The sequence below is a fragment of the Chryseobacterium tagetis genome, from assembly GCF_016735585.2.
In the GTDB taxonomy this organism is placed as follows: domain Bacteria; phylum Bacteroidota; class Bacteroidia; order Flavobacteriales; family Weeksellaceae; genus Chryseobacterium; species Chryseobacterium tagetis.
In genome coordinates, this window is sequence record NZ_JAERSE020000002.1 from 579988 (window position 1) to 601567 (window position 21580).

Annotated in this window: 15 protein-coding genes; 13 read left to right on the plus strand and 2 right to left on the minus strand. The window is 33.6% G+C overall.

The features are described 5' to 3' along the window. Nucleotides 1–75 precede the first annotated feature (75 nt). From JI747_RS08110 to JI747_RS08130, 5 genes are all read left to right on the plus strand, one after another. A complete protein-coding gene (locus JI747_RS08110; RefSeq protein WP_225687589.1) occupies nucleotides 76–2523 on the plus strand; it encodes a bifunctional UDP-N-acetylmuramoyl-tripeptide:D-alanyl-D-alanine ligase/alanine racemase in 2448 nt (815 codons plus the stop codon). A gap of 4 nt (nucleotides 2524–2527) precedes the next feature. Beyond that, on the plus strand, nucleotides 2528–4687 hold the full coding sequence (locus JI747_RS08115) for a patatin-like phospholipase family protein (RefSeq protein ID WP_225687590.1): 2160 nt from the start codon (nucleotides 2528–2530) through the stop codon (nucleotides 4685–4687). A 4-nt stretch (nucleotides 4688–4691) separates the two neighbouring features. Further along, nucleotides 4692–5099 (plus strand): rRNA maturation RNase YbeY, encoded by a 408-nt coding sequence (gene ybeY / locus JI747_RS08120; RefSeq protein ID WP_225687591.1) that lies wholly within the window; start codon nucleotides 4692–4694, stop codon nucleotides 5097–5099. Between the two features lie 118 nt (nucleotides 5100–5217). Further along, nucleotides 5218–7080, plus strand: coding sequence for a tRNA uridine-5-carboxymethylaminomethyl(34) synthesis enzyme MnmG (gene mnmG, locus JI747_RS08125; protein ID WP_225687592.1), 1863 nt, complete (start codon nucleotides 5218–5220; stop codon nucleotides 7078–7080). A gap of 114 nt (nucleotides 7081–7194) precedes the next feature. Next, a complete protein-coding gene (locus JI747_RS08130) occupies nucleotides 7195–8016 on the plus strand; it encodes a class I SAM-dependent methyltransferase (protein ID WP_225687593.1) in 822 nt (273 codons plus the stop codon). A gap of 936 nt (nucleotides 8017–8952) precedes the next feature. On the opposite strand, the gene JI747_RS08135 is transcribed toward JI747_RS08130, so the two are convergent. After that, complete coding sequence (locus JI747_RS08135) at nucleotides 8953–10143, minus strand: phosphoglycerate kinase (protein ID WP_225687594.1); 1191 nt, start codon at nucleotides 10141–10143, stop codon at nucleotides 8953–8955. Nucleotides 10144–10761: 618 nt separating this feature from the next. Here JI747_RS08135 and JI747_RS08140 point away from each other — a divergent pair. The 8 genes from JI747_RS08140 to tsaB all read left to right on the plus strand — a co-directional run bounded on the left by JI747_RS08140 (nucleotide 10762) and on the right by tsaB (nucleotide 18912). Continuing rightward, nucleotides 10762–12333: a DUF4139 domain-containing protein gene (locus JI747_RS08140; RefSeq protein ID WP_225687595.1), complete on the plus strand. Its 1572-nt coding sequence runs from the start codon at nucleotides 10762–10764 to the stop codon at nucleotides 12331–12333. A gap of 8 nt (nucleotides 12334–12341) precedes the next feature. Beyond that, nucleotides 12342–12776, plus strand: coding sequence for a ribose 5-phosphate isomerase B (gene rpiB, locus JI747_RS08145; RefSeq protein ID WP_047441105.1), 435 nt, complete (start codon nucleotides 12342–12344; stop codon nucleotides 12774–12776). A 339-nt stretch (nucleotides 12777–13115) separates the two neighbouring features. Beyond that, a complete protein-coding gene (gene rnr, locus JI747_RS08150) occupies nucleotides 13116–15269 on the plus strand; it encodes a ribonuclease R (RefSeq protein WP_225687596.1) in 2154 nt (717 codons plus the stop codon). Between the two features lie 70 nt (nucleotides 15270–15339). Then, nucleotides 15340–16026 (plus strand): LysE family translocator, encoded by a 687-nt coding sequence (locus JI747_RS08155; protein WP_225687598.1) that lies wholly within the window; start codon nucleotides 15340–15342, stop codon nucleotides 16024–16026. Continuing rightward, nucleotides 16023–16952 carry a S66 peptidase family protein gene (locus JI747_RS08160; protein ID WP_225687600.1) on the plus strand — a complete coding sequence of 310 codons (930 nt, stop codon included), beginning with the start codon at nucleotides 16023–16025 and terminating at the stop codon, nucleotides 16950–16952. Before JI747_RS08155 ends, JI747_RS08160 begins: the two co-directional genes overlap by 4 nt. 21 nt (nucleotides 16953–16973) lie before the next feature. After that, nucleotides 16974–17345, plus strand: coding sequence for a YraN family protein (locus tag JI747_RS08165; protein ID WP_225687602.1), 372 nt, complete (start codon nucleotides 16974–16976; stop codon nucleotides 17343–17345). Between the two features lie 53 nt (nucleotides 17346–17398). Then, entirely contained in the window at nucleotides 17399–18148 is a 750-nt protein-coding gene (locus JI747_RS08170; RefSeq protein WP_225687604.1) for an SDR family NAD(P)-dependent oxidoreductase, read from the plus strand. A 77-nt stretch (nucleotides 18149–18225) separates the two neighbouring features. Beyond that, nucleotides 18226–18912: a tRNA (adenosine(37)-N6)-threonylcarbamoyltransferase complex dimerization subunit type 1 TsaB gene (gene tsaB, locus JI747_RS08175; RefSeq protein WP_225687607.1), complete on the plus strand. Its 687-nt coding sequence runs from the start codon at nucleotides 18226–18228 to the stop codon at nucleotides 18910–18912. Nucleotides 18913–18968: 56 nt separating this feature from the next. Here tsaB and porW read toward each other — a convergent pair whose 3' ends face one another. Then, complete coding sequence (gene porW, locus JI747_RS08180; RefSeq protein WP_449508536.1) at nucleotides 18969–21506, minus strand: type IX secretion system periplasmic lipoprotein PorW/SprE; 2538 nt, start codon at nucleotides 21504–21506, stop codon at nucleotides 18969–18971. Nucleotides 21507–21580: the final 74 nt, after the last annotated feature.

Sequence of the window (21580 nt, forward strand, 5' to 3'; positions counted from 1 at the left end):
TTAAATAATTTTTGCGCCTCTGTGATTGACAAATTCAAAAACAACAAACACAAAACAGCAGCAGAAAGGGCACCAATGAACTATACAGTACATCAAATTGCAGACATCACCAATTCAAAAGTAATTGGAGACAGTGAATTAATGATCAAAAACATCGCTTTTGATAGCAGGATCATCTATTCCACAAAAAACACCGCATTTATTGCCATCAATACGCACACGAATTCGGGTGAAAAATTCATTGAATCTGCTATTGACAGAGGTATAAATGTCATTATTTCCGAACACCAATATCCTCAGTTTGAGAATGTAACCTGGATTATTGTAGAGAATTCTGTAGAGTTTCTTCAAAAACTGGCAAAATTTCATTTTGAAAATGCCCATTTAAAATCTATCGGAATTACCGGAAGTAATGGAAAAACCATTTTAAAAGAATGGCTGTATCAATGTCTCTGGAATGAATTTCCTACAGTTAAAAGCCCAAAAAGTTTCAATTCACAGATCGGACTTCCTCTTTCTCTGCTTCAAATCAATACTTCTCATGAACTGGGAATTTTTGAAGTCGGGATTTCCCAACCAGATGAAATGGATAAGCTGGAGCATATTTTCCATCCTCAGATCGGTTTACTGACGCATATTGGAACTGCTCACCTTGCCAATTTCAAATCGGAGGAGGAACTTATTGATGAAAAAATTAAACTTTTCAGAAATTCTGAAGTCATTATTTACAATGGTGACAATTTATTGGTTGACAAAAAAATAAAGGAACTCTATTCAAGTAAAAAATTAATTTCTTACGGTTTTAAGGAAAACAATCAGATCTCTTTTAAAAGCAATATTTCAAAAGACGAAAATGTTGTTGTTCGATATTTCAGTGAAGAAATCTCTTTTCCTGTTCATCAAAGAGACGAAGCTACATTAACCAATGCTTTAGCGCTTGTAACCGTCTTAAAGGAGTTAGAAGTCGAAACTCAAAAGATCGTCGAAAAAATCAACGCTCTGAAGGCCGTTGAAATGAGACTTGAAGCCATCGAAGGAATTAAAGGAAATATTATCATTAATGATTCTTTCAATCTTGATTTGGATTCTTTGAAAACCGCCCTTCAATTTTTAAATGAATACAATAAACCAAAGAAGTCTTTGGTACTCACCGATATTGTTGGCGTCAATTCAAATTCACAGGAACTCTATGAAGAAGTTTCTGATTTGGTAAACGAACAAAAATTTGATTCTGTTTTCTTAATAGGAAACGAAATATCAAAATTCAGTGAATTATTCAAAACTAAAACGTTCACTTTCATCAATACTAAAGAATTAATTGAAAGTAAACACATTACAGAAATTGAAAATCAGCTTATTCTTTTAAAAGGAGCCAGAAAATTTGAAATTGAAAAGCTTAAAGATATTCTAGAACTGAGAAAGCATGATACGGTTTTAGAGATCAATTTAAATGCTATTCTACATAACATCAACTATCATAAGTCTTTGCTGAAACCTGCAACCAAAATGATGGCCATGGTAAAAGCAAATGCTTACGGTTTAGGAAGTTACGAAATTTCAGAATTTTTACAACACCATCACATTGATTACTTGGGAGTTGCTTTCGTAGACGAAGGTGTGGAACTCCGTAAAAAAGGAATCACCGTTCCAATTGTTGTGATGAATCCGGAGCAGCATAGTTATGAAACGGTAATAGAATATAATCTGGAGCCGGAAATCTATAGTTTTAGAGTTTTGGAATTATTTTATGAAGCGGTTCAGAAATCCGGCTATGATAAAAAATATCCGATCCATATCAAACTTGAAACCGGAATGCATCGTCTTGGTTTTAAAGACAATGAATTAGATCAATTAAGCGAAACTTTACATCATAAAAATTTAAAAGTTCAAAGTATTTTCAGCCATCTTTCGTCTTCAGATGTACCTGAAGAGAGGGAATTCACTATGCATCAGCTGGAAGCCTTTGAAAAAAATTCAGGATATTTGATTGAAAAATTGGGCTACACTCCTATCCGACATACATTAAATTCCTCAGGTATAACAAGTTATACAGACCACCAATATGATATGGTAAGAATTGGAATAGGAATGTTAGGGGAATCACCAAATAGTGAAATACAAAAACAGTTACGTTCTGTAGTCAGTTTTAAAACAGTGATTTCACAAATATCTACAGTAGAAAGCGGTGAATCTGTAGGCTATAACAGAAGATTTAAAACCGATCATACAACAAAAATAGCTACAATTCCTGTAGGATACGCAGATGGAATTCCAAGGTTAATTGGAAACCAAATAGGAAATGTTGGGATAAATAAAACGTTAGCGCCGATTGTAGGAAGTATCTGCATGGACATGATGATGATTAATATAGATCATATTGCCAATGTAAAAGAAGGAGATACTGTAACCATATTTAATGCCTACCCAAGCCTTAAAGAATTTGCAGCCTACTGCAAAACCATAACCTATGAAGTATTAACCTCCATCTCACCAAGAGTAAAACGGATCTATATAAAAGATTAAGCCTATGAGAAAATTCCTGATCATTTTATTTGCATTTCAGCTGCTTCTGATCCAGTCTCAGGTAAAGAAAGATCTGGTGATTCCAAAAAATCCCAGAATCGGACTTTCACTTGCCGGTGGTGGAGCTAAAGGATTTTCTCACGTAGGAGTACTTAAAGTATTGGATTCCTTGGGAGTAAAAGTAGACTATATCTCCGGAACCAGCATGGGTGCCATTGTAGGAGGTTTATATGCTTCAGGGTATTCCGGAAAGGAAATAGAAAAGATTGTAATGGATACAGATTTCTATTCGTTAATCATGGATCCTAAAGCAAAACGCCAGGAAACTTCTTTCTATAATAAATCCGTCGATAAATACCTTTTATCAATTCCTTTAAAAAACGGAAAAATTACTCTCCCATCTTCTATCAGTACAGGACAAAAAAATGTTTACTTGCTTAAAGAACTCTTTAAGAATGTTTCCAATATAGATGATTTCTCCAAACTTCCTATTCCCTTCATGTGCGTTGCCACCAATCTGGAAAGCGGCGATATGCAAATTTTTGAAAAAGGAGATTTGGTACAGTCTATTATGGCAAGTTCAGCATTTCCTTCATTAATGGATCCTGTAAAAATAGGTGACAGTATTTACATTGACGGAGCGATGACGGTTAACTATCCTTCAAAGCCATTAAAGGACAAAGGAATCGATATTGTGATCGGTGTGGACCTTAATCAGGATCTATCGAAAAGAGAGGATTTAAACAATATTATAGCGATTTTAAACCAAGTTATTGATTTCGGAATTAAAAAAGATACCAGAAGACAGTATAAATACACCGACATCAATATTAAGCCGAACCTGAAAGGGATGACCGCAACAAGCTACGATGAAAAGAAAAAAATTCTCGACAGCGGATTTGTCGAAGGCTTAAAATATGTAGACATTCTCGATCAATTACCAAAGCGTCCGTTTGACCGTCTAAGACAGCAAATAAACCCCATTTATTCCAACGTTTATAAGATTGACAGTATTTCCATAGACGGAGGCAAAATATACGGTAAAAACTATGTTCTCGGAAAAATGGGACTACGTCTCCCCTCTCTTGAAACCTATGGAAGCATCAACAAAAAAATAGACAAGCTGGTTGCCACCAATAATTATCGCTTTATCAATTACGATATCGTTCCTGAAAACGATGCTAATTACCTCAAGCTATATGTAACTGAAGATGAAACCCGTCATTTTTTGAAATTCGGATTACATTATGATGAAATTTTCAAAACAGGATTACTTTTAAATTATTCAGCAAAACGTCTTCTATTTAAAAATACAAACCTCTCATTAGATGTTGTTGTAGGAGATCAGCCAAGATATTACTTAAACTATTTTATCGATAATGGCTATATTCCCGGATTGGGAATTTATTCATCAGGAATGAGCTTTACTCTTAGAGATATTAATAATTACGATATAGACAAATGGGAATGGCTTAGAAACGAACTTTATATTCAATCGATCTGGAAAGATAAATTTGCGATTGGAGGAGGATTAAGTTATGATTATTTTGAAGCAGAATCTAATGGCACAAACAAAAGATATAACCGATTTATGAATCCCTACGTCTTTTTGAAAAGTGATACCCAAAATGACAAAGACTTCCCTACTCGCGGAATTTACATCAACGCAGAAGGAAAAGTTATAGATTTATTAAAATCAGAGGTTGAAAAAAGACTGGTTCAGGTAAAGGCAGATATCAGAATTAATATTCCTTTGACAAAATATTTCAGCTATCGTCTCAATCTTTACGGAGGAATTACAATCGGAGAAAATCTTCCACAATTCTATCAGTACAGATTGGGAGGAATTTTCGAACAAAACGTAGTCAATTTTAGAAGCTTTGCAGGATTTAATTTTGCCCAGCTGAATTCTAATAATGTAATTTTAATTTCCAACGATGTTCAATTTAAGTTTAATAAAAATTATTTTGTCAGCGGAAATTTCTCCTTTGCAAATCTATCAGATGATATTAGTTTTGAAGATGCCGTAAAGTTAAATTATAGTTCTCTGGGAATTACAGCAGGCTATAAATCTCCTTTCGGACAAATAAAACTTAATTTCAGTCATTCACTTAAAAATAATCAAAAAGGCATATTCAGTGTTATTTTAGGACACTGGTTTTAAAACAATGATACAATTCTTCTACGAAAACCTACCCGAATCTGTAAATACAGAGTACACAGCTTGGCTGAAAGACATTATTCTTTCAGAAGGAAAAAAGCTTGGTGAAATCAATTATATCTTCTGCGACGACGAATATTTATTGAAAGTCAATCAGGATTATTTACAACATGATTACTATACAGACATCATCACTTTCGACTATGTGAAAGGCAAAACTATAAGCGGAGAGATTTTCGTATCTTTGCAGCGCATTTCAGATAACGCTTCTACCCTATCCAAAAATAATGAAGAAGAACTGAGAAGAGTTTTGGCTCACGGTATTCTTCACCTATGCGGATACAAGGATAAAACCGAAGAAGAAGAAAAAGAAATGCGGGGAAAAGAAGATCATTATTTAGCAAAATACAATTAAATAACAAGCTAAACAAACCGCAATACAAGCTATATTAGCACGTATTTTAAAATAATGTTTCACGTGAAACATTTGTAAAAAAAAATAAAATTTAAGGCTTAAAACAAGCAATAAAAAGATGATTTCAGAAATATATGATGTAATCGTAGTTGGTGCCGGTCACGCAGGATGTGAAGCAGCAGCCGCAGCAGCAAACCTCGGTTCAAAAACCCTGCTTATCACAATGAATATGCAGACGATCGGACAGATGAGCTGCAATCCTGCGATGGGTGGAATCGCGAAAGGACAAATTGTACGGGAAATCGATGCAATGGGAGGATATTCAGGAATTATAGCAGACAAATCAGCTATACAGTTTAAAATGTTAAACCTTTCCAAAGGTCCTGCAATGTGGTCACCAAGAACACAGAATGACAGAATGCTTTTCGCAGAAGAATGGCGATTAGCATTAGAAAATACACCAAATCTGGATTTTTTCCAGGATATGGTAAAACAGCTTATCGTTGAGAATAACAAGGTAGTAGGAGTTGTTACTTCATTGGGAATTGAGATAAAAGGACGTTCTGTAGTTCTTACAAACGGTACATTCCTGAATGGTTTAATCCATGTTGGAGATAAACAATTAGGAGGTGGAAGAATGGGTGAACCAAGAGCTTTTGGAATTACAGAACAGCTTGTTTCTTTAGGTTTTGAAGCAGGAAGAATGAAGACAGGTACTCCACCGAGAGTAGATGGAAGAAGCTTGGATTATTCCAAAATGGAAGAACAGAAAGGAGATAAAAATCCTCAAAAATTCAGCTATTTAGATACCCCTAAGTTAACCAAACAATTAAGTTGTCACATCGTTTATACCAACGAAACAGTACACGACATTTTACGTGAAGGATTCGATAGAAGTCCTATGTTTAATGGTACAATTCAGAGTTTGGGACCAAGATACTGTCCAAGTATTGAAGATAAAATCAACCGTTTTGCAGAACGAAACAGACACCAATTATTCGTAGAACCAGAAGGCTGGAAAACCGTAGAGATCTATGTAAATGGATTCAGTTCTTCCCTACCCGAAGATGTTCAGATCAAAGCAATGAAACATATACCGGGATTTGAGAACGTGAAAGTATTCCGTCCGGGCTATGCTATTGAATATGACTACTTCCCTCCTACCCAATTAAAGCATACTTTAGAGACAAAATTGATCGATAATTTATACTTTGCTGGACAAATTAATGGGACAACAGGATATGAAGAAGCAGCCGGACAAGGCCTTATTGCAGGGATCAATGCTCACAATAAAGTAAAAGAAAAAAACGAATTTATCTTAAATAGAGATGAAGCTTATATCGGAGTTTTAATTGATGATCTTATTACAAAAGGCACAGAAGAACCATATAGAATGTTCACTTCAAGAGCAGAATACAGACTTCTTTTAAGACAGGATAATGCAGATATCAGACTAACTCAGAAGGCTTTTGACTTAGGGTTAGCAAAAGAAGATAGATTACAAAGAGTAAACGAGAAAGTAACTAAAAGTGAGGAACTTGAGAACTTCCTTCGAGAAACTTCTTTAAAGCCCGGAGTCATTAATCCTATCCTTGAAAGTATAGAAAGTAATCCTGTAGATCAGGCTTACAGAGCAGCTCAAATCCTTACAAGGCCTAATATGACATTAGAAAAACTAGATGGAATCGACTTTATTAATGAAGTTTCTTCTACATATGATGATGAAGTAAGAGAACAGGCTGAAGTAAATATTAAATACAGAGGCTATATAGAAAAGGAAAAAGAGAACGTAGCAAAACTGAATCGTTTAGAAAACATCAAGATTCCTGAAGACTTTGATTATACTAAAATCTCAAGTTTGTCAGCAGAAGCGAAACAAAAGATGTCAAATGTAAGACCAAAAACGATCGCTCAAGCTGGAAGAATCAGTGGGGTTTCACCTGCCGATATCAACGTTTTACTGGTCTATTTAGGACGTTAAATTAAAAATGTTTCACGTGAAACATAGATAAAATAAAACCAAAAATTAAGGTATTTATGAGCTTATTTCAATCTCTGAATATCTTAATTTTTATGATTTAAAGAAATAACCTCAATGAAAATAAAAGATCATTTTCTTTCACAGGAAATATTTGAAATTAAAGAAACGGAAATAAAAGGAGTTTTTAAGACCTCCCCTATTCCATCTAATATTTCCAGATACTATGAAAGTGAAGATTACATTTCCCATCATCAGGATTCAGGAAGTTTAAAAGAAAAACTTTACAAATTTTTACAATCCTTCAATTTACAGTATAAAAAAACAATTCTTTTAGACAGAATTAAGAAGGGTTCAAGAGTACTGGATTACGGATGCGGTGCAGGAGAATTTGTAAAATATATAGAAAATGATTTCGAAACTTTTGGTTTTGAACCAGATTCTGATGCCAGAAAAGCTGCAAAAAACAAAATATCAAAAGCAACTATTTTGGATAATATCAATACGGTTGAAGATCAAACTTTAGATGCAATCACACTTTGGCATGTATTCGAGCACGTGGAAAATCAGGATGAAATGCTTGAAATTTTTAATAGCAAATTAAAAGAAAAAGGACTTTTAATCATCGCAGTTCCTAACCCTACTTCTTACGATGCAAAACATTATAAAGAATATTGGGCAGCTTATGATGTACCAAGACATATCTATCATTTCTCAAAAAACGGAATGGAAAATTTAATTGCAAAAAAATCAAACTGGAAAATGAGAAAAATAAAACCATTGGTTCTTGACTCCTATTACATCTCTATGTTGAGCGAAAAATACAAGAAATCACCTCTATTTTGGCTAAAAGCAACCATCTACGGAACAATTTCTAACGTAAAAGCCCTTTTTTCCAACGAATATTCTAGTTTGATATACATTATCGAAAAAAAATAGAAAATCGATTTTAAAGCCATTTCTAAAGGTCAATTTTCACTATTTTTATAAAAAATTAAAAGCTCGAGACATTATCTCGGGCTTTTTTTATCCTGTTCAGTTACTCCCTTATTCTATATTCTAGTTAATATTTTTTTCTAAAAGTTAGAATTCTAAAAAATCGAATGATTATTTTTTTAAATATGAATAAAATGTTAGTAAGTAATTTAATTAGACGAAAAAGAAAACATTTTACATCTAAAACAAACAGCCTGAGAATCGCGTATATTTTTTTCATTTAGTAATTGTTCAGTACAGAAGAAACAAAATAGTACAAATTGAAAAGAATGAAAGCTGAATAATTTTAAATATTATATTTCTTGAAAGAATTAATCGATGCATAAAATATAGCTGCATCAAAAATTTCAAACTAAGCCTCTGAGAATGCCATAGATTTTTTTTAATTAGTAATTGTTCAGTACAGAAGAAACAAAATAGTACAAATTGAAAAGAATGAAAGCTGAATAATTTTAAATATTATATTTCTTGAAAGAATTAATCGATGCATAAAATATAGCTGCATCAAAAATTTCAAACTAAGCCTCTGAGAATGCCATAGATTTTTTTTAATTAGTAATTGTTCAGTACAGAAGAAACAAAATAGCAACAATCAAAAAAAAGAAAATACATAAAATTTATATTTTACTTTTTTTTGAAAAGATCATGCAATTTTAGAAATATAAGCTTTCCGGAACTTCAAACAAACCCTCTGAGAATCGCCTAGATTTTTTTATATTGATAATAATACAGTATAACGAAGGGAGAAAACATGAAAATTTTCAAAAATATCATCTTTATACAAAGAAAATAGCCTGAAATAAATACAGACCAAAGAAATTTGGGTAATTTAAAACAAAAGTCTGCTATTATATAGCAGACTTTAAAATATTTTTAAGTTTAGTTGTTTATTGCAGCAACTCCGGGAAGTTCAAGACCTTCCAGACTTTCAAGCATTGCTCCACCACCGGTAGAAACATAACTTACTTTGTCTCCGTAACCGAATTGTTTTACAAAAGCAACACTATCCCCTCCTCCAACTAGAGAAAAAGCACCTTGTCTGGTTGCTTCAGCAATACTTTCACCCAAAGCAACAGTACCTGCAGCAAAGTTTGACATTTCAAAAACTCCGATCGGGCCATTCCAAAGAATTGTTCTTGAATTTAAAAGAACATCATTGAACTGATCTCTGGATCTCGGACCAGCATCCAATCCCATCCATCCTTCAGGAATAGCATAAATATCTACTTCTTTTCTTTCAGCATCATTACTGAAACTTTCCGCGATGATAGTATCCGAAGGAAGATATACTTTTACATTGTGTTCTTTAGCTTTTCCTAAAATTTCTAGAGCCAAAGGCAATTTGTCTTCCTCTACCAAAGAAGTTCCAATCTTACCTCCAAGAGCTTTAATAAATGTAAATGCCATTCCGCCACCAATAATTAAATTATCTACTGCCGGTAAAACATTTTCTATAATTGTGATTTTAGTTGAAACTTTAGATCCACCAAGTATCGCTGTTACAGGACGTTCACCACTTTTCAAAACTTTATCGATCGCCTGAAGTTCTTTAGCCATTAATAAACCGAAGAATTTAGTTGATGGAAAAAATTTTGCAATAACAGCGGTTGAAGCATGTGCTCTGTGCGCGGTTCCGAAAGCATCATTTACATAAGCATCTGCCAATTTTGAAAGTTGCTCAGCAAATGCTTCATCACCTTTTTCTTCTTCATTATGAAAACGTAGATTTTCTAATAAAAGGATTTCACCAGCCTGAAGTTCAGCTGCAGCTTTTTCCGCTTTCTCTCCTACACACTCGTCTACAAATTTAACTTCCTGTCCTAATACATTAGAAACTTCTTCTACAATATGTCTTAATGAAAACTCATCTTTTACTTCACCTTTTGGTCTTCCTAAGTGAGCCATTAAAATTACAGATCCTCCATCTTTAAGAATTTTATCAACTGTAGGTTTTACAGCTACTATTCTTGTATTGTCTGTTACTTTCAACTGATCATCCTGAGGAACATTAAAATCTACTCTTACCAGAGCTTTTTTACCATTAAAATTGAAATCATTGATTGTTTTCATATAATCCTGTTTATTTTGTATAGTCATGATACCTGCATTACAGGAACCTCCCTATACGGGAAATTCTGTAGAGCCGATTTCATAAATAACGTTGAATTTTCTTTTCACAAATGTAAGATTTTAAAATTCTTGAAAAGCCGCAACCCGAAAAAAGTTTTCAGAAAAGTTTCCCGCAAGCACAACACTTATTAACCAACAATTTTTTTTCTTTTAAAAAAAAGAATACGCTAGTGTTGTTGAGTGTTGTGAATTTAGGGGATAACTTTTTAGCTAAAACTTGATAACATGAAATTTTTCTTTAATTCACATTTTATTTACATTATAATTTCCTGAAAATGTGATTTTTCATTTCGTTACTAACAATTATTGATAACTTTTCCCCAATCCTGATTATTAATAACCGATTTATGGAAAAACTAAAGATTACTTGGAAAAAAGTTTTTAAAAATTTGTAGCCGATTTTTTTGGAGAGATTTTCATTACAAATTTTATCTAACAAAAAAAATATTATTTTTAACGAAGTTATCAACAGTTATTCACAATGCTTTCAACAGTTAATAAGAATTTAACTAACAAATTGTGAATAAGTTCAGATTTTTAAACTTTTAAAATATAAATATGATGAAAATCAGTGTATTGGTTCTTTTATTGGTTGTTTTCAGGTGTTTTGGACAGGAAAATTATACGGTAACGACTTCGAAAATAAAGGAAGCAAAAATCTATTACAGTGGCGGAATGTTAAAACAATCCTTCTCTGCAGATGTCCTTCCCGGGAAGAATTATATCATTATTAAAGAATTTGGAAAGAATTCGGGAATAAACATTTCTGCCTTTAAACCTGATAAAAAGATTAATCTGATACGATATGAATCTTATAATGACAATTCTTATCTGTATTCTGACAAACTTGGGAAAAATAACGGTACTGATGCCATCAATGACAGTATAGAATTTTACAGAAAAGCTTATAAAAAGGTTGAGCAGGAGCTGTCTTTAACAAGAAATTCTATAGGAATCATTCAGAAGAATCAGGCTTTACAAAATCCTAATTCTGCTGATATACTGAAAATGATAGAGTTCAATCAGAAAACACTTAAAGAGTTGTATAATCAAGACAGTTCTTTAAGTATGAAACAAAATGCGTATCAGACTAAAATTTCTATTTGGGAAAACAAAAAAAACTCATCTTCCACAAATTCAGGGCTTTCCAATATTCTTGTGCTTCAGGTAACAAGTGATAAAAAGCAACATGTGAATTTTGAGGTGAATCAAAATATCCAGGATGCAAGCTGGAGAGCTTATTATGTAATTAAATCAAATGGAATTCAATCGCCTTTAAAAATTTCATATAAAGCTAAAATTCAGCAAAATACAGGCCTTGAACTTAAAAATGTTCCTATAAAACTGATCAACGGAAGCTTCAGTTCTGAAGATAAACCTTATGAACTCGATCGATGGTTTTTAAGAACGGAAAGAGATTATTATGTTTCCAATCAGGCATTCCAAAGAGAAAAAAGCACTACCAAATCATCTGCATTAATGATGGAAGTTGCAGCTACCGGCAATTCAAGAATCTCTCAAAAAACGATGAAGACCGAGATAAGCTTAGATAAAGATGCAGTTATTCCAAGTAATATTGAAGTAACTGAAGATATTAATGAATTTGAAGTAACGACAGGCTATAAATATTTTGCAACACCGAAACTAGAAAATAAAACCTTCCTACTCGCTTACATAAAAGATTATTCAAAATATAATTTTCTTCCGGGAAATGCAGATATTTTTATGGATGATATGCTAATTGGAGGGGTAGGAATTGATACCAATCAGCTGACCAGTGAAATGTTGATCAGTCTTGGAAGTGATTCTAATATTCTTACTAAAAGAGAATTGATTAGCAAACAAACTAAAAGTTTAGGTGAAGTAGAAAAGTTAGAAAGTTATGCATATGAGATAACGGTTAAGAATAATAAAGAAACTGCTGTAAACCTTGAATTGAAAGATCAGATTCCGCTTTCTACATCTGAACATACAAAAATTGAACTGATCAATACTGATAATGCAACCTATGATAGCCAGTCGGGTTCAATTGTTTGGAATTTTAATATAAAACCTAATGAAACAAAGAAAATTAAATTCGGATTTAACGTAACTTTGCCGAAAGATTTAATTACAGTAGATATAAAATAAAAGTAAAAATGAAAAGAAAAATTGCTATTGCAGGAGATCACGCGGGTTTTGAATACAAGCAGATCCTTATCAAACATTTGGAAGAAAATTTTGAAGTTCAGGATTTCGGAACTTTTTCTACAGACAGTGTTGATTATCCGGATTTCGTACATCCTGCAGCGACCTCAGTAGAAAATGGAGAAAACGAACTTGGAATCTTAATCTGCGGAAGCGGAAACGGAGTTCAGATCACAGCCAACAAACATCAGAAAATCCGTTGTGCACTTTGCTGGATGCCGGAAATTGCAGAATTGGCGAGACAGCACAATGATGCGAATATGATCTCGATCCCGGCAAGATTCATTGCAAAAGAAGTAGCTATAGAAATTGCGAACAAATTTCTTTCTACAGATTTTGAAGGGGGAAGACACCAAAACAGAGTTGATAAAATTGCAGTTTGCTAAAAATGATAAAGGCTTGTAAATCATATTACAAGCCTTATTTATTTTTTATTTTATATCTTTGCGCTGTCCAATAGATTTTACCAGTCTATTATTTCCAATAGAATCCTTTTTATATTTTAAAAATATTTAATAGAAGGTTTTCTCCTCTCTTCTCCATTTTTGTAGTAATTTTATACAAAGTCTAGCATCCATTATAAATTAGTTGGAAAGAAAATTGATGATGTAGAATTACAAAATAAAGTTAAAAAATGGAATACTAGAATTATCAGAATTGTAATGATAATTTTAAAATAGTCTTAAATAAAATTAGGACTATAACGAATTAATAAGAAAATTAATATGCCAAAAAAAAGAAAATATATAAGTCAAAAAAATGACCATAAACTCATGGAAATCGGAAGATTAATCTTACGTTTCATGAATGAAGATTCTACGAAGATCTATAATTACAAACAGATTTCGGATGGAATAGATTATAAAAATCCAAGACAAAGAGAGCTTGTCATTCAGGCTTTACATAAACTTCAGGCTTCCGAAAGAATTAAAGAAACTGAAAAAGGAAAATATATTATTAACCTGAATATAAAAGGGACATTAACCGGAATTATCGATTTCAATCAATCCGGAAATGCCTACGTGAAAGTTGAAGGATTGGAGGATGATATCTTTATCCATTCCAAAAACGTGAAAGATGCATTACAGGGCGACAAGGTTTTGATTGTAACTTATACTTACAAAGGAAAAAAACTGGAAGGCTCTGTACTGGAAGTATTGGAAAGAACAAGAACTGAATTTGTAGGAACTTTACAGGTAGTTCCTCATAAAGATTTCGGATTTGTGGTTTGCGATAAAAAATCGATCAATACAGATATTTTTATACCAAAAGGAAAATTCGGTGGTGCTGAAGACGGCGATAAAGTGATCGTAAAAATGACAGAATGGAAACCGGGAGATAAAAACCCTGAAGGTGAAATTATCCAGGTTTTAGGAGCTCCGGGAGAACATGAAACGGAGATCCACTCTATTCTTGCAGAATATGGTTTGCCTTATGAATTCCCTGAAGAGGTTGAAAGAGATGCCGATAAAATTGACAGAAGCATCAATGATGAAGAAGTAGCAAAACGTTGGGATATGCGTGGAATTACAACGTTCACGATTGACCCGAAAGATGCAAAAGATTTTGATGATGCGTTGTCCATCAGAAAATTAGAAAACGGAAACTGGGAAATCGGAGTTCATATTGCCGACGTATCTCATTATGTAGTTCCGGGAACGATTCTGGATGATGAAGCGTATCAAAGAGCAACGTCTGTATACTTGGTAGATCGTGTTGTACCGATGCTTCCGGAAGTGTTGAGTAACGATGTGTGCTCACTTCGTCCGCATGAAGACAAGTTTACCTTCTCTGCGGTTTTTGAATTAAATGATAGTGCAGAAATCAAGAAACAGTGGTTTGGAAGAACCGTAATTCATTCTGACAGAAGATTTACCTATGAAGAAGCACAGGAAAGAATTGAAGGGAAAGACGGAGATTTTAAAGAAGAAATTCTTGTTTTAGATAAGCTGGCGAAAATTATGCGTCAGCAGAGAATTAAAAATGGGGCGATTACTTTTGACAGAAGTGAAGTTCGGTTTAATTTGGATGAAAACAATGAACCAATTGGGGTTTACTTTAAAATAAGCAAAGATTCCAACCATTTAATTGAAGAATTCATGTTGTTGGCCAATAAAAAAGTATCTGAATTTGTTTCCTTAAATAAAAAAGGAGATGTCACTCAGAATACCTTTATTTACAGAGTTCACGACGATCCAGATCCGGCAAAATTAGAATCTTTAAGAGATTTTGTTTCCACTTTCGGATATAAAATGGATCTTGCCAATACTAAAAAAGTCGCTGAATCCTTAAACAGATTATTACATGATGTAAAAGGGAAGGGCGAAGAAAATATGATCGAAACGTTAGCGATGCGAAGTATGAGCAAAGCGGTGTATTCTACAGAACCGATTGGTCATTACGGTCTTGGTTTTGATTATTACAGTCACTTCACCTCTCCTATCCGTCGTTATCCGGATTTGATTGCCCATAGATTGCTTCAGCATTATCTGGATGGCGGAAAATCTCCAAACAGACCGGAGCTTGAAGAAAAAGCAAAACACTGCAGTTCTATGGAAAGATTGGCTGCTGATGCAGAAAGAGATTCCATCAAATTCATGCAGGTGAAATTCATGGAAAAACATTTGGGAGAAACTTTCAATGGAGTAATTTCCGGTGTTGCAGAGTTCGGTTTCTGGGTAGAAATTCCTGAAAATGGCGCAGAAGGTTTAATTAAATTGAGAGATTTAGTAGATGATTCCTACATGTATGATGCAAAAACTCACGCAGTATACGGAATGAAACACGGTAAAAAATATCAGTTAGGAGATAATGTTCAGATAAAAGTGGTGAAAGCAAACTTAATTCAAAAGCAGTTGGACTTTAAGATTGTTGAATAATTAAATCATAAAGTTTAAATTTGTATAAAATGAAATGGCAATGTAAGTTTCCATTTTAAAAAAATACTGAATGTTTGAACTTATATTATCTGCTGTTGTATTAGGATTCATGTTGAGTCTGGTTTTTATAGGACCTATTTTTTTCCTTTTAATAGAAACCAGTTTTTCCAGAGGTCCGAAACATGCTCTGGCTTTGGATTTAGGAGTTATCTCTGCAGACCTGTTGTGTATTTTAGCAGCTTATTATGCGAGTGCAGATATTGTAACTTTAATTGATAAACATCCCGGTTTTTACAGAATTACATCCATTCTTATCTTTGTATATGGAATTGTAATGATGGTCACGAAAACCAAAATGCATATGCCCGGTGAAGAAAAAATCATTAATCAAAATTATTTCAAGACTTTTATTAATGGTTTTTTCTTCAATCTTTTAAATGTAGGAGTAATCCTTTTTTGGCTGGTAACGGTGATTTCGGTGAGAAATCAATATCCGGATACCGGCAATTTTATTTTATACATCGGGATTGTGATCGGTACTTACCTGTTCATAGACCTTATCAAAATATTTTTAGCTAAACAATTCCATGATAAACTGACCCAGAAACTGGCAAATAAAATCAGAAGAATTGTAGGCGTAATCCTTATTGTATTCAGTTTCTTTATCTTTTTACAGAGTTTCAAAATGTTCAATCAGTTTGATAAACGCTTAGAAGAAGCAGAGAAGACTGAAGTAAAATATCAAAAAGCCAAATGACAAAAATAATCTTTCCAAAACCCCTTTCAAAAGGTGATAAAATAGCTGTAATTTCTCCTGCAGGAGCTGTAGAAGCTTCTCAGTTGGAACAAGGAATTGAAATGATTAAAAGTAAAGGATATGAACCTGTTTTGGGGGAACATCTTTATACCAAATTTTCAAACGGATATAATTACGCCGGAACGGAACAGGAAAGAACAAAAGATATCAACTGGGCTTTAAATAATACTGAAATAAGTGCAATCTGGGCTTCAAGAGGAGGATATGGATGTCAGCATCTTATTCAGGATTTAGATCTTAAAAACTTTACGAAAAATCCGAAATGGTATATCGGATATTCTGATAATACAGTAATCCAAAGTTATTTATTGAAGAAAGGATTTGCTTCCATTCATGGGCAAACTATTAAAACATCGAGTTTTGGAGTGACTGAAGAAAGCTATGAACTGATTTTTGATATTTTAAAAGGAAAAACTCCAAAATATAGTCTTAAATCGCATCAATTTAATAAGGAAGGAACTACTGAGGGAGAATTAGTTGGAGGAAATTTAGCCCTGATTTACGCTCTTTTAGGAACCAAATATTCTTTTGACTTTAAAGATAAAATTTTATTCATTGAAGATATCGGAGAAAACTTCTATGCACTTGACAGAATGATCATGAGTCTTGAGCTCGCTGGAGTATTTAATCAAATTTCAGGATTGATTGTGGGAGGAATGACCAATATGGGTGATGAAAAGGAGAATAAACAATATGAAGAAAGCTTTGATGAATTTGCGTATCAATTAATCTCTGAAAGAATTTCAAAGTATGATTTTCCGGTAGTTTTTGGCTTTCCAAACGGTCATATCAAGGACAATCGTCCTTTGATTATCGGAAGTAATCTCCAAATGAAAGTTGCAGATAAGGTAAAGATTGAGTTTTAATAACCTTTTAAATTATCAAATATGGCAACTCACAACGATCTTGGAAAAAAAGCGGAAGATTTAGCAGTTGAATATTTACAGAAAAACAGCTATAAAATTTTAGTGAGAAACTTTCGTTTTCAAAAAGCTGAGATCGATATTATTGCAGAAAAAGATAATCTGATTGTTGTTGTGGAAGTGAAAGCCCGTTCAACGGATGCTTTTATGTTACCTCAAGAAGCAGTAACTAAGACCAAAATAAAATTGATCGTTTCCGCAGCGAATCGTTATCTGGAAGAATTTAAAAAAAATCAGGAAGTGAGATTTGATATTATTGCTGTTCTTCCCGATGAAAAAAGGAATTTGACTATAGAACATATTGAAAATGCTTTTGAAGCATTCGATGCTAACTAAAAATATAAAGGGGAAAAATTTTTACCATCTATAACTATACATTTTACAATAAAATGAAAACAATATTAGTGACCGGAGCAACTTCCGGAATAGGAAAATCTACAGCAGAACTGCTTGCTAAACAGGGAAAAAGAATTATCATTTGTGGAAGAAGATCTGACGTATTAGAATCAGTAAAAACTGAATTATCGGAATTCACCGAAATATTTAGTTTAAAATTTGATATAAGAAATTTAGAAGAAGTCGAAACGGCGATCAATTCACTTCCTGCAGCATGGAAAAATATTGATGTTTTGATTAATAATGCCGGAAATGCCCATGGTTTAGATCCTCTTTCAGCAGGAAAAACAGATGACTGGGATTCAATGATCGATGGAAATGTGAAAGGACTTTTATATGTTTCTAAAATGATTATTCCGGGAATGAAAGAAAGAAATTCAGGACATATAGTAAATATCAGTTCTGTTGCAGCAAGGCAAACGTATGCTAATGGAGTTGTGTATTGTGCCACTAAAAAAGCGGTTGATGTAATTTCTGAAGGAATGAGAATTGAATTAACGGAATTCGGAATTAAAGTAACCAATATTCAACCCGGAGCTGTAGAAACTGATTTTTCTATGGTAAGATTTAAAGGAGACAGCGATAAAGCAGCAACGGTATATGCAGGATATGAACCTTTAAAAGCCGAAGATATTGCCGATTCCATTGCGTATTGTGTAAATGCCCCGAAACATGTTTGTATTTCGGATATGACAATCTACCCGACCGCTCAGGCAGAACCGAGAACGATTTACAGAAAATAGTCTCAAAATAATGGTTTAAATTTGCAGAAATATTTAGCATTTTTGATTGCTAAGTCATTAAATTATATATTGAGAAAATGAAAATTTTATATCTAGAAACTTCTTCAAAGAACTGTTCGGTGGCGATCTCAGATAATGAAAAACTTTTGTGCCTTACAGAGGAGGTTTCCGATAATTATAAACAGTCTGAAAGTCTTCACACATTTGTTGAATGGGCTTTGGAAGGAGCCGGAATTTCAATGAAAGATATTGAAGCGGTTTCTTTAGGAAAAGGTCCGGGTTCTTATACTGGATTAAGAATTGGTGCTTCTTCAGCAAAAGGCTTTTGCTATGGATTGAAAATTCCATTGGTTGCGGTTAACTCTTTAGAAAGCATGATAGAGCCTTTTTTAGACAAAAACTATGACTTTGTGATCCCTTTGATCGATGCAAGACGAATGGAGGTTTATACAGCCGTTTATGATGGAAAAACAGGTAAAGAGATTTCTGAAACGGAAGCCAAAATTTTAGATGAGCATTCTTTTGAAGAATTTAAAGACAAAAAAATAGTATTTGTAGGAGACGGATCTAAAAAAGCAAAGGAAATTTTACAGCTTCCCAATGCTGATTATCATGAAGACATCTACCCTTCTGCTCAGTATTTAATTAAAAAAAGCCTTGAAAAAATAGAAAGAAAAGAGTTTGAAGATATAGCTTACTTTGAACCTTTTTACCTTAAAGATTTTCATGGAGTAAAGAAAAAGAAATCGGAAGATTCTATATAACAGAACAAGCAGATTATGCATAAAAAAGCGAAGAAATTACTCTTCGCTTTTTTATTTTATTGAGGTTTCGCAGGAACTGGATTTGCGTTTGGAACCTGCATTCCCGGAGGATTATTGTTCGGTTTCTTTGGCGGTTTGTTGCTGTTGCTTTCATTTAATGTTCCTATTTGTTGAGGAGCATTGTTTGGTTGCTGAGGAGCAACATTATTATTCATTTTATTTTGGGGAACCGTATTCCCTTTATTATCTGTAGGCTGAAACTTGACATCACTTTTTAAGTAATTAAGCATTTCCTTTGCTTTTATCCCTTCAGGCGTTTTGGTATAGTTTAAGGCAATTTGTTCCAGCTGGAGAATCATCACCTCTTTCCCATTCGCTTTTCCTGAATTAAAGGCATTTAAAAGATAAAGCTTGGGAACTAAGGCATCTTTCGGATATTGCTGGATAGCCTGATCTAAAATGGCCTTACTTTCTGTAAATTTTTCGGCTTCATATAATGCATAAGCCTGTTTATAAGTATTTTCTACATCTTCAGATGATTTTACGAAAGTATTGCTCTTCGGATTTCTTACGAATTCAGCATAAGAAGTATATGGATAATCTTTCAAAAGGATTTGTTTTGCTCTTTCGGCTACCTGCGGATTTTTCTCATAATTCATGGCGAAAATTTCGTACAGGGCTTGAAGCATTACTTTTTCTTCAGGTTTTACATCTATCAGATCATACAATGTTTTTGTCGCCAAAGGGGTATTGGTGAAATAGTTCTGATACATGATTCCCAATCCCAGAGAAGCTGTGTCTCTATCCTTTTTTAACTGGCTTATATCACTTGGAATCTGCTCAATATAATAAGCGGTTTCAAAACGTCTTGGATTAGGGACAGAAGTCGTTCCCAACGCTTCATTTTTCATATCTTCAAGAGTCGCCATTTTCTTGGAATAACGCCAGTTGTCGGCAAGAGATCTGTCTCCCCAGGTTTGTCTAAACGAAGATGTTCCTTTGCTTACAGTTCCTGTATTGGAAAAATAAAAACCTTTGGTGGCAACACCGAAATCTTCAAAAGAATTGGAACTGTTGGCGAAAATAGAAGTAGAATTGTAATCTCCCGTATCAAAACCTTTATTTCTTTCTGCACGTCTTCTTTCCAGTTCTTCTTTCTCTTCTTTTGCCTTGATCTTAGCAATATACTTAGTGAAAAAATCAGTTTTTTGCTCAGGGCTCATTTTAGCTAAAGAAATAATACTGTCATTTTTCTTGATCAGATAGTAGTTTTTAGAGATTTTCTTGATATAAGATGATTGATCCTGCAAAAGAATTTTAGAAGGCTGATAAGTCATTACAGCAAGTGCAGAATCATAATAAATTCCCGCACCAATATAATCGTTTTTGTCTAAATACCCCTTTCCTATCTCATAATAAGTCAAGCCACGAAGTTGTTGATCTGATACTTTTTCTTTCAAAGATTTTCTGAAAAACTGCTGAGCTTCATCTGTTTTTCCTGCTTTGTTGGCCATTAAACCTAAAGCATAGTAAAACTCATTTTTTCGGGAACCGTAAGTTCCTTTTTTACTGATATTTTCAAGATATTTTCTTGCACCGCTATAATCTCCTTTCCCATTGAAAGTTTTTGCGACTGCGATCTGGGACTTTACTTCAAATTCAAAATCATTGGCATATTTATAAGCGGCTAAAAAGCTTTCTCTGGCTTTTTCATTCTGTCCGAGATTTTCTAAAACCTGCCCTCTCAAATAAGCAATTCTGCTCTTTAGTTTTCTGTTGGTATTTACTTCATAAGCAAGGTCTAGTTCTGTAATTGCTTCTTCCTTTCTTCCGGCATCAAGCAAAGATTCTGCATGGAAGATGGTCAGAAGTTTTTTATAATCTTTATTGATTTTCTCATCCTTAAGTCTGGCAAAAATCTCATGAGCTTTATTATAATTTTTCATTTGAGAATAAGCCAGCCCCTGATAAATATAAGCCAGAGGAATTCTCTTATCCCCTTTCATATTAGAAAAAACATAGTTTAAAGCATCCAATGCTTCAAGCGGTTTATTCTGATAAATTCGGGACTGTGCAAGAATCATATAAGCATCAAAAATGGTTTTGTTCTTTTCCTCACCATTTTTAATTACCGAATATTTTTTAATTGCTTTTAAAGCTTTTGCCTCAGAAATCTGTAATGCAGTAGCTCCTTTTGGAATAGCCTGATTAGGATCTTGTGGATTTCCAGGTATTCCGGACATTCCCGGAGCTCCCTGAGGTTGGTTAGGAGCCGTTCTCCCACCTTCTCCTCTATTATTTACTCCTCCCATCTTCATGGAATTTTCAGCAAAAGCAGCAGATTGCCCCAAATCACTTCCCAAAGGCTGATCTTCATAGGTAAGAATAGGAATATAAGGAGCATAAAAATTATCTTTATACGCCTTGTCACGGGTCTCAAACTCTGTATTTAATGCATCTTTAGCATTAAAAAGAGTATTGTAATATGTGGAAAAACCTTTTAAAAATTTAGATCGTTGTTCCGGCTTCTTGACTTTCATTCCGCAAGAAATTAGGATACAGGATGTTAAAAGGAATAAAATTTTCTTTTTCATTATTCAATATAACTCGCTAATCTGCATTTTATTATCAGCAGATTCGATGATTTTGTAAAAATAATAAAATTTTA

Excerpts from the sequence above, each read along its gene's own strand:
- JI747_RS08110 (WP_225687589.1), top strand. The coding sequence starts at position 76 with ATGAACTATACAGTACATCAAATTGCAGACATCACCAATTCAAAAGTA.
- JI747_RS08115 (WP_225687590.1), top strand. The coding sequence starts at position 2,528 with ATGAGAAAATTCCTGATCATTTTATTTGCATTTCAGCTGCTTCTGATC.
- ybeY (WP_225687591.1), top strand. The coding sequence starts at position 4,692 with ATGATACAATTCTTCTACGAAAACCTACCCGAATCTGTAAATACAGAG.
- mnmG (WP_225687592.1), top strand. The coding sequence starts at position 5,218 with ATGATTTCAGAAATATATGATGTAATCGTAGTTGGTGCCGGTCACGCA.
- JI747_RS08130 (WP_225687593.1), top strand. The coding sequence starts at position 7,195 with ATGAAAATAAAAGATCATTTTCTTTCACAGGAAATATTTGAAATTAAA.
- JI747_RS08135 (WP_225687594.1), bottom strand. The coding sequence starts at position 10,143 with ATGAAAACAATCAATGATTTCAATTTTAATGGTAAAAAAGCTCTGGTA.
- JI747_RS08140 (WP_225687595.1), top strand. The coding sequence starts at position 10,762 with ATGATGAAAATCAGTGTATTGGTTCTTTTATTGGTTGTTTTCAGGTGT.
- rpiB (WP_047441105.1), top strand. The coding sequence starts at position 12,342 with ATGAAAAGAAAAATTGCTATTGCAGGAGATCACGCGGGTTTTGAATAC.
- rnr (WP_225687596.1), top strand. The coding sequence starts at position 13,116 with ATGCCAAAAAAAAGAAAATATATAAGTCAAAAAAATGACCATAAACTC.
- JI747_RS08155 (WP_225687598.1), top strand. The coding sequence starts at position 15,340 with ATGTTTGAACTTATATTATCTGCTGTTGTATTAGGATTCATGTTGAGT.
- JI747_RS08160 (WP_225687600.1), top strand. The coding sequence starts at position 16,023 with ATGACAAAAATAATCTTTCCAAAACCCCTTTCAAAAGGTGATAAAATA.
- JI747_RS08165 (WP_225687602.1), top strand. The coding sequence starts at position 16,974 with ATGGCAACTCACAACGATCTTGGAAAAAAAGCGGAAGATTTAGCAGTT.
- JI747_RS08170 (WP_225687604.1), top strand. The coding sequence starts at position 17,399 with ATGAAAACAATATTAGTGACCGGAGCAACTTCCGGAATAGGAAAATCT.
- tsaB (WP_225687607.1), top strand. The coding sequence starts at position 18,226 with ATGAAAATTTTATATCTAGAAACTTCTTCAAAGAACTGTTCGGTGGCG.
- porW (WP_449508536.1), bottom strand. The coding sequence starts at position 21,506 with ATGAAAAAGAAAATTTTATTCCTTTTAACATCCTGTATCCTAATTTCT.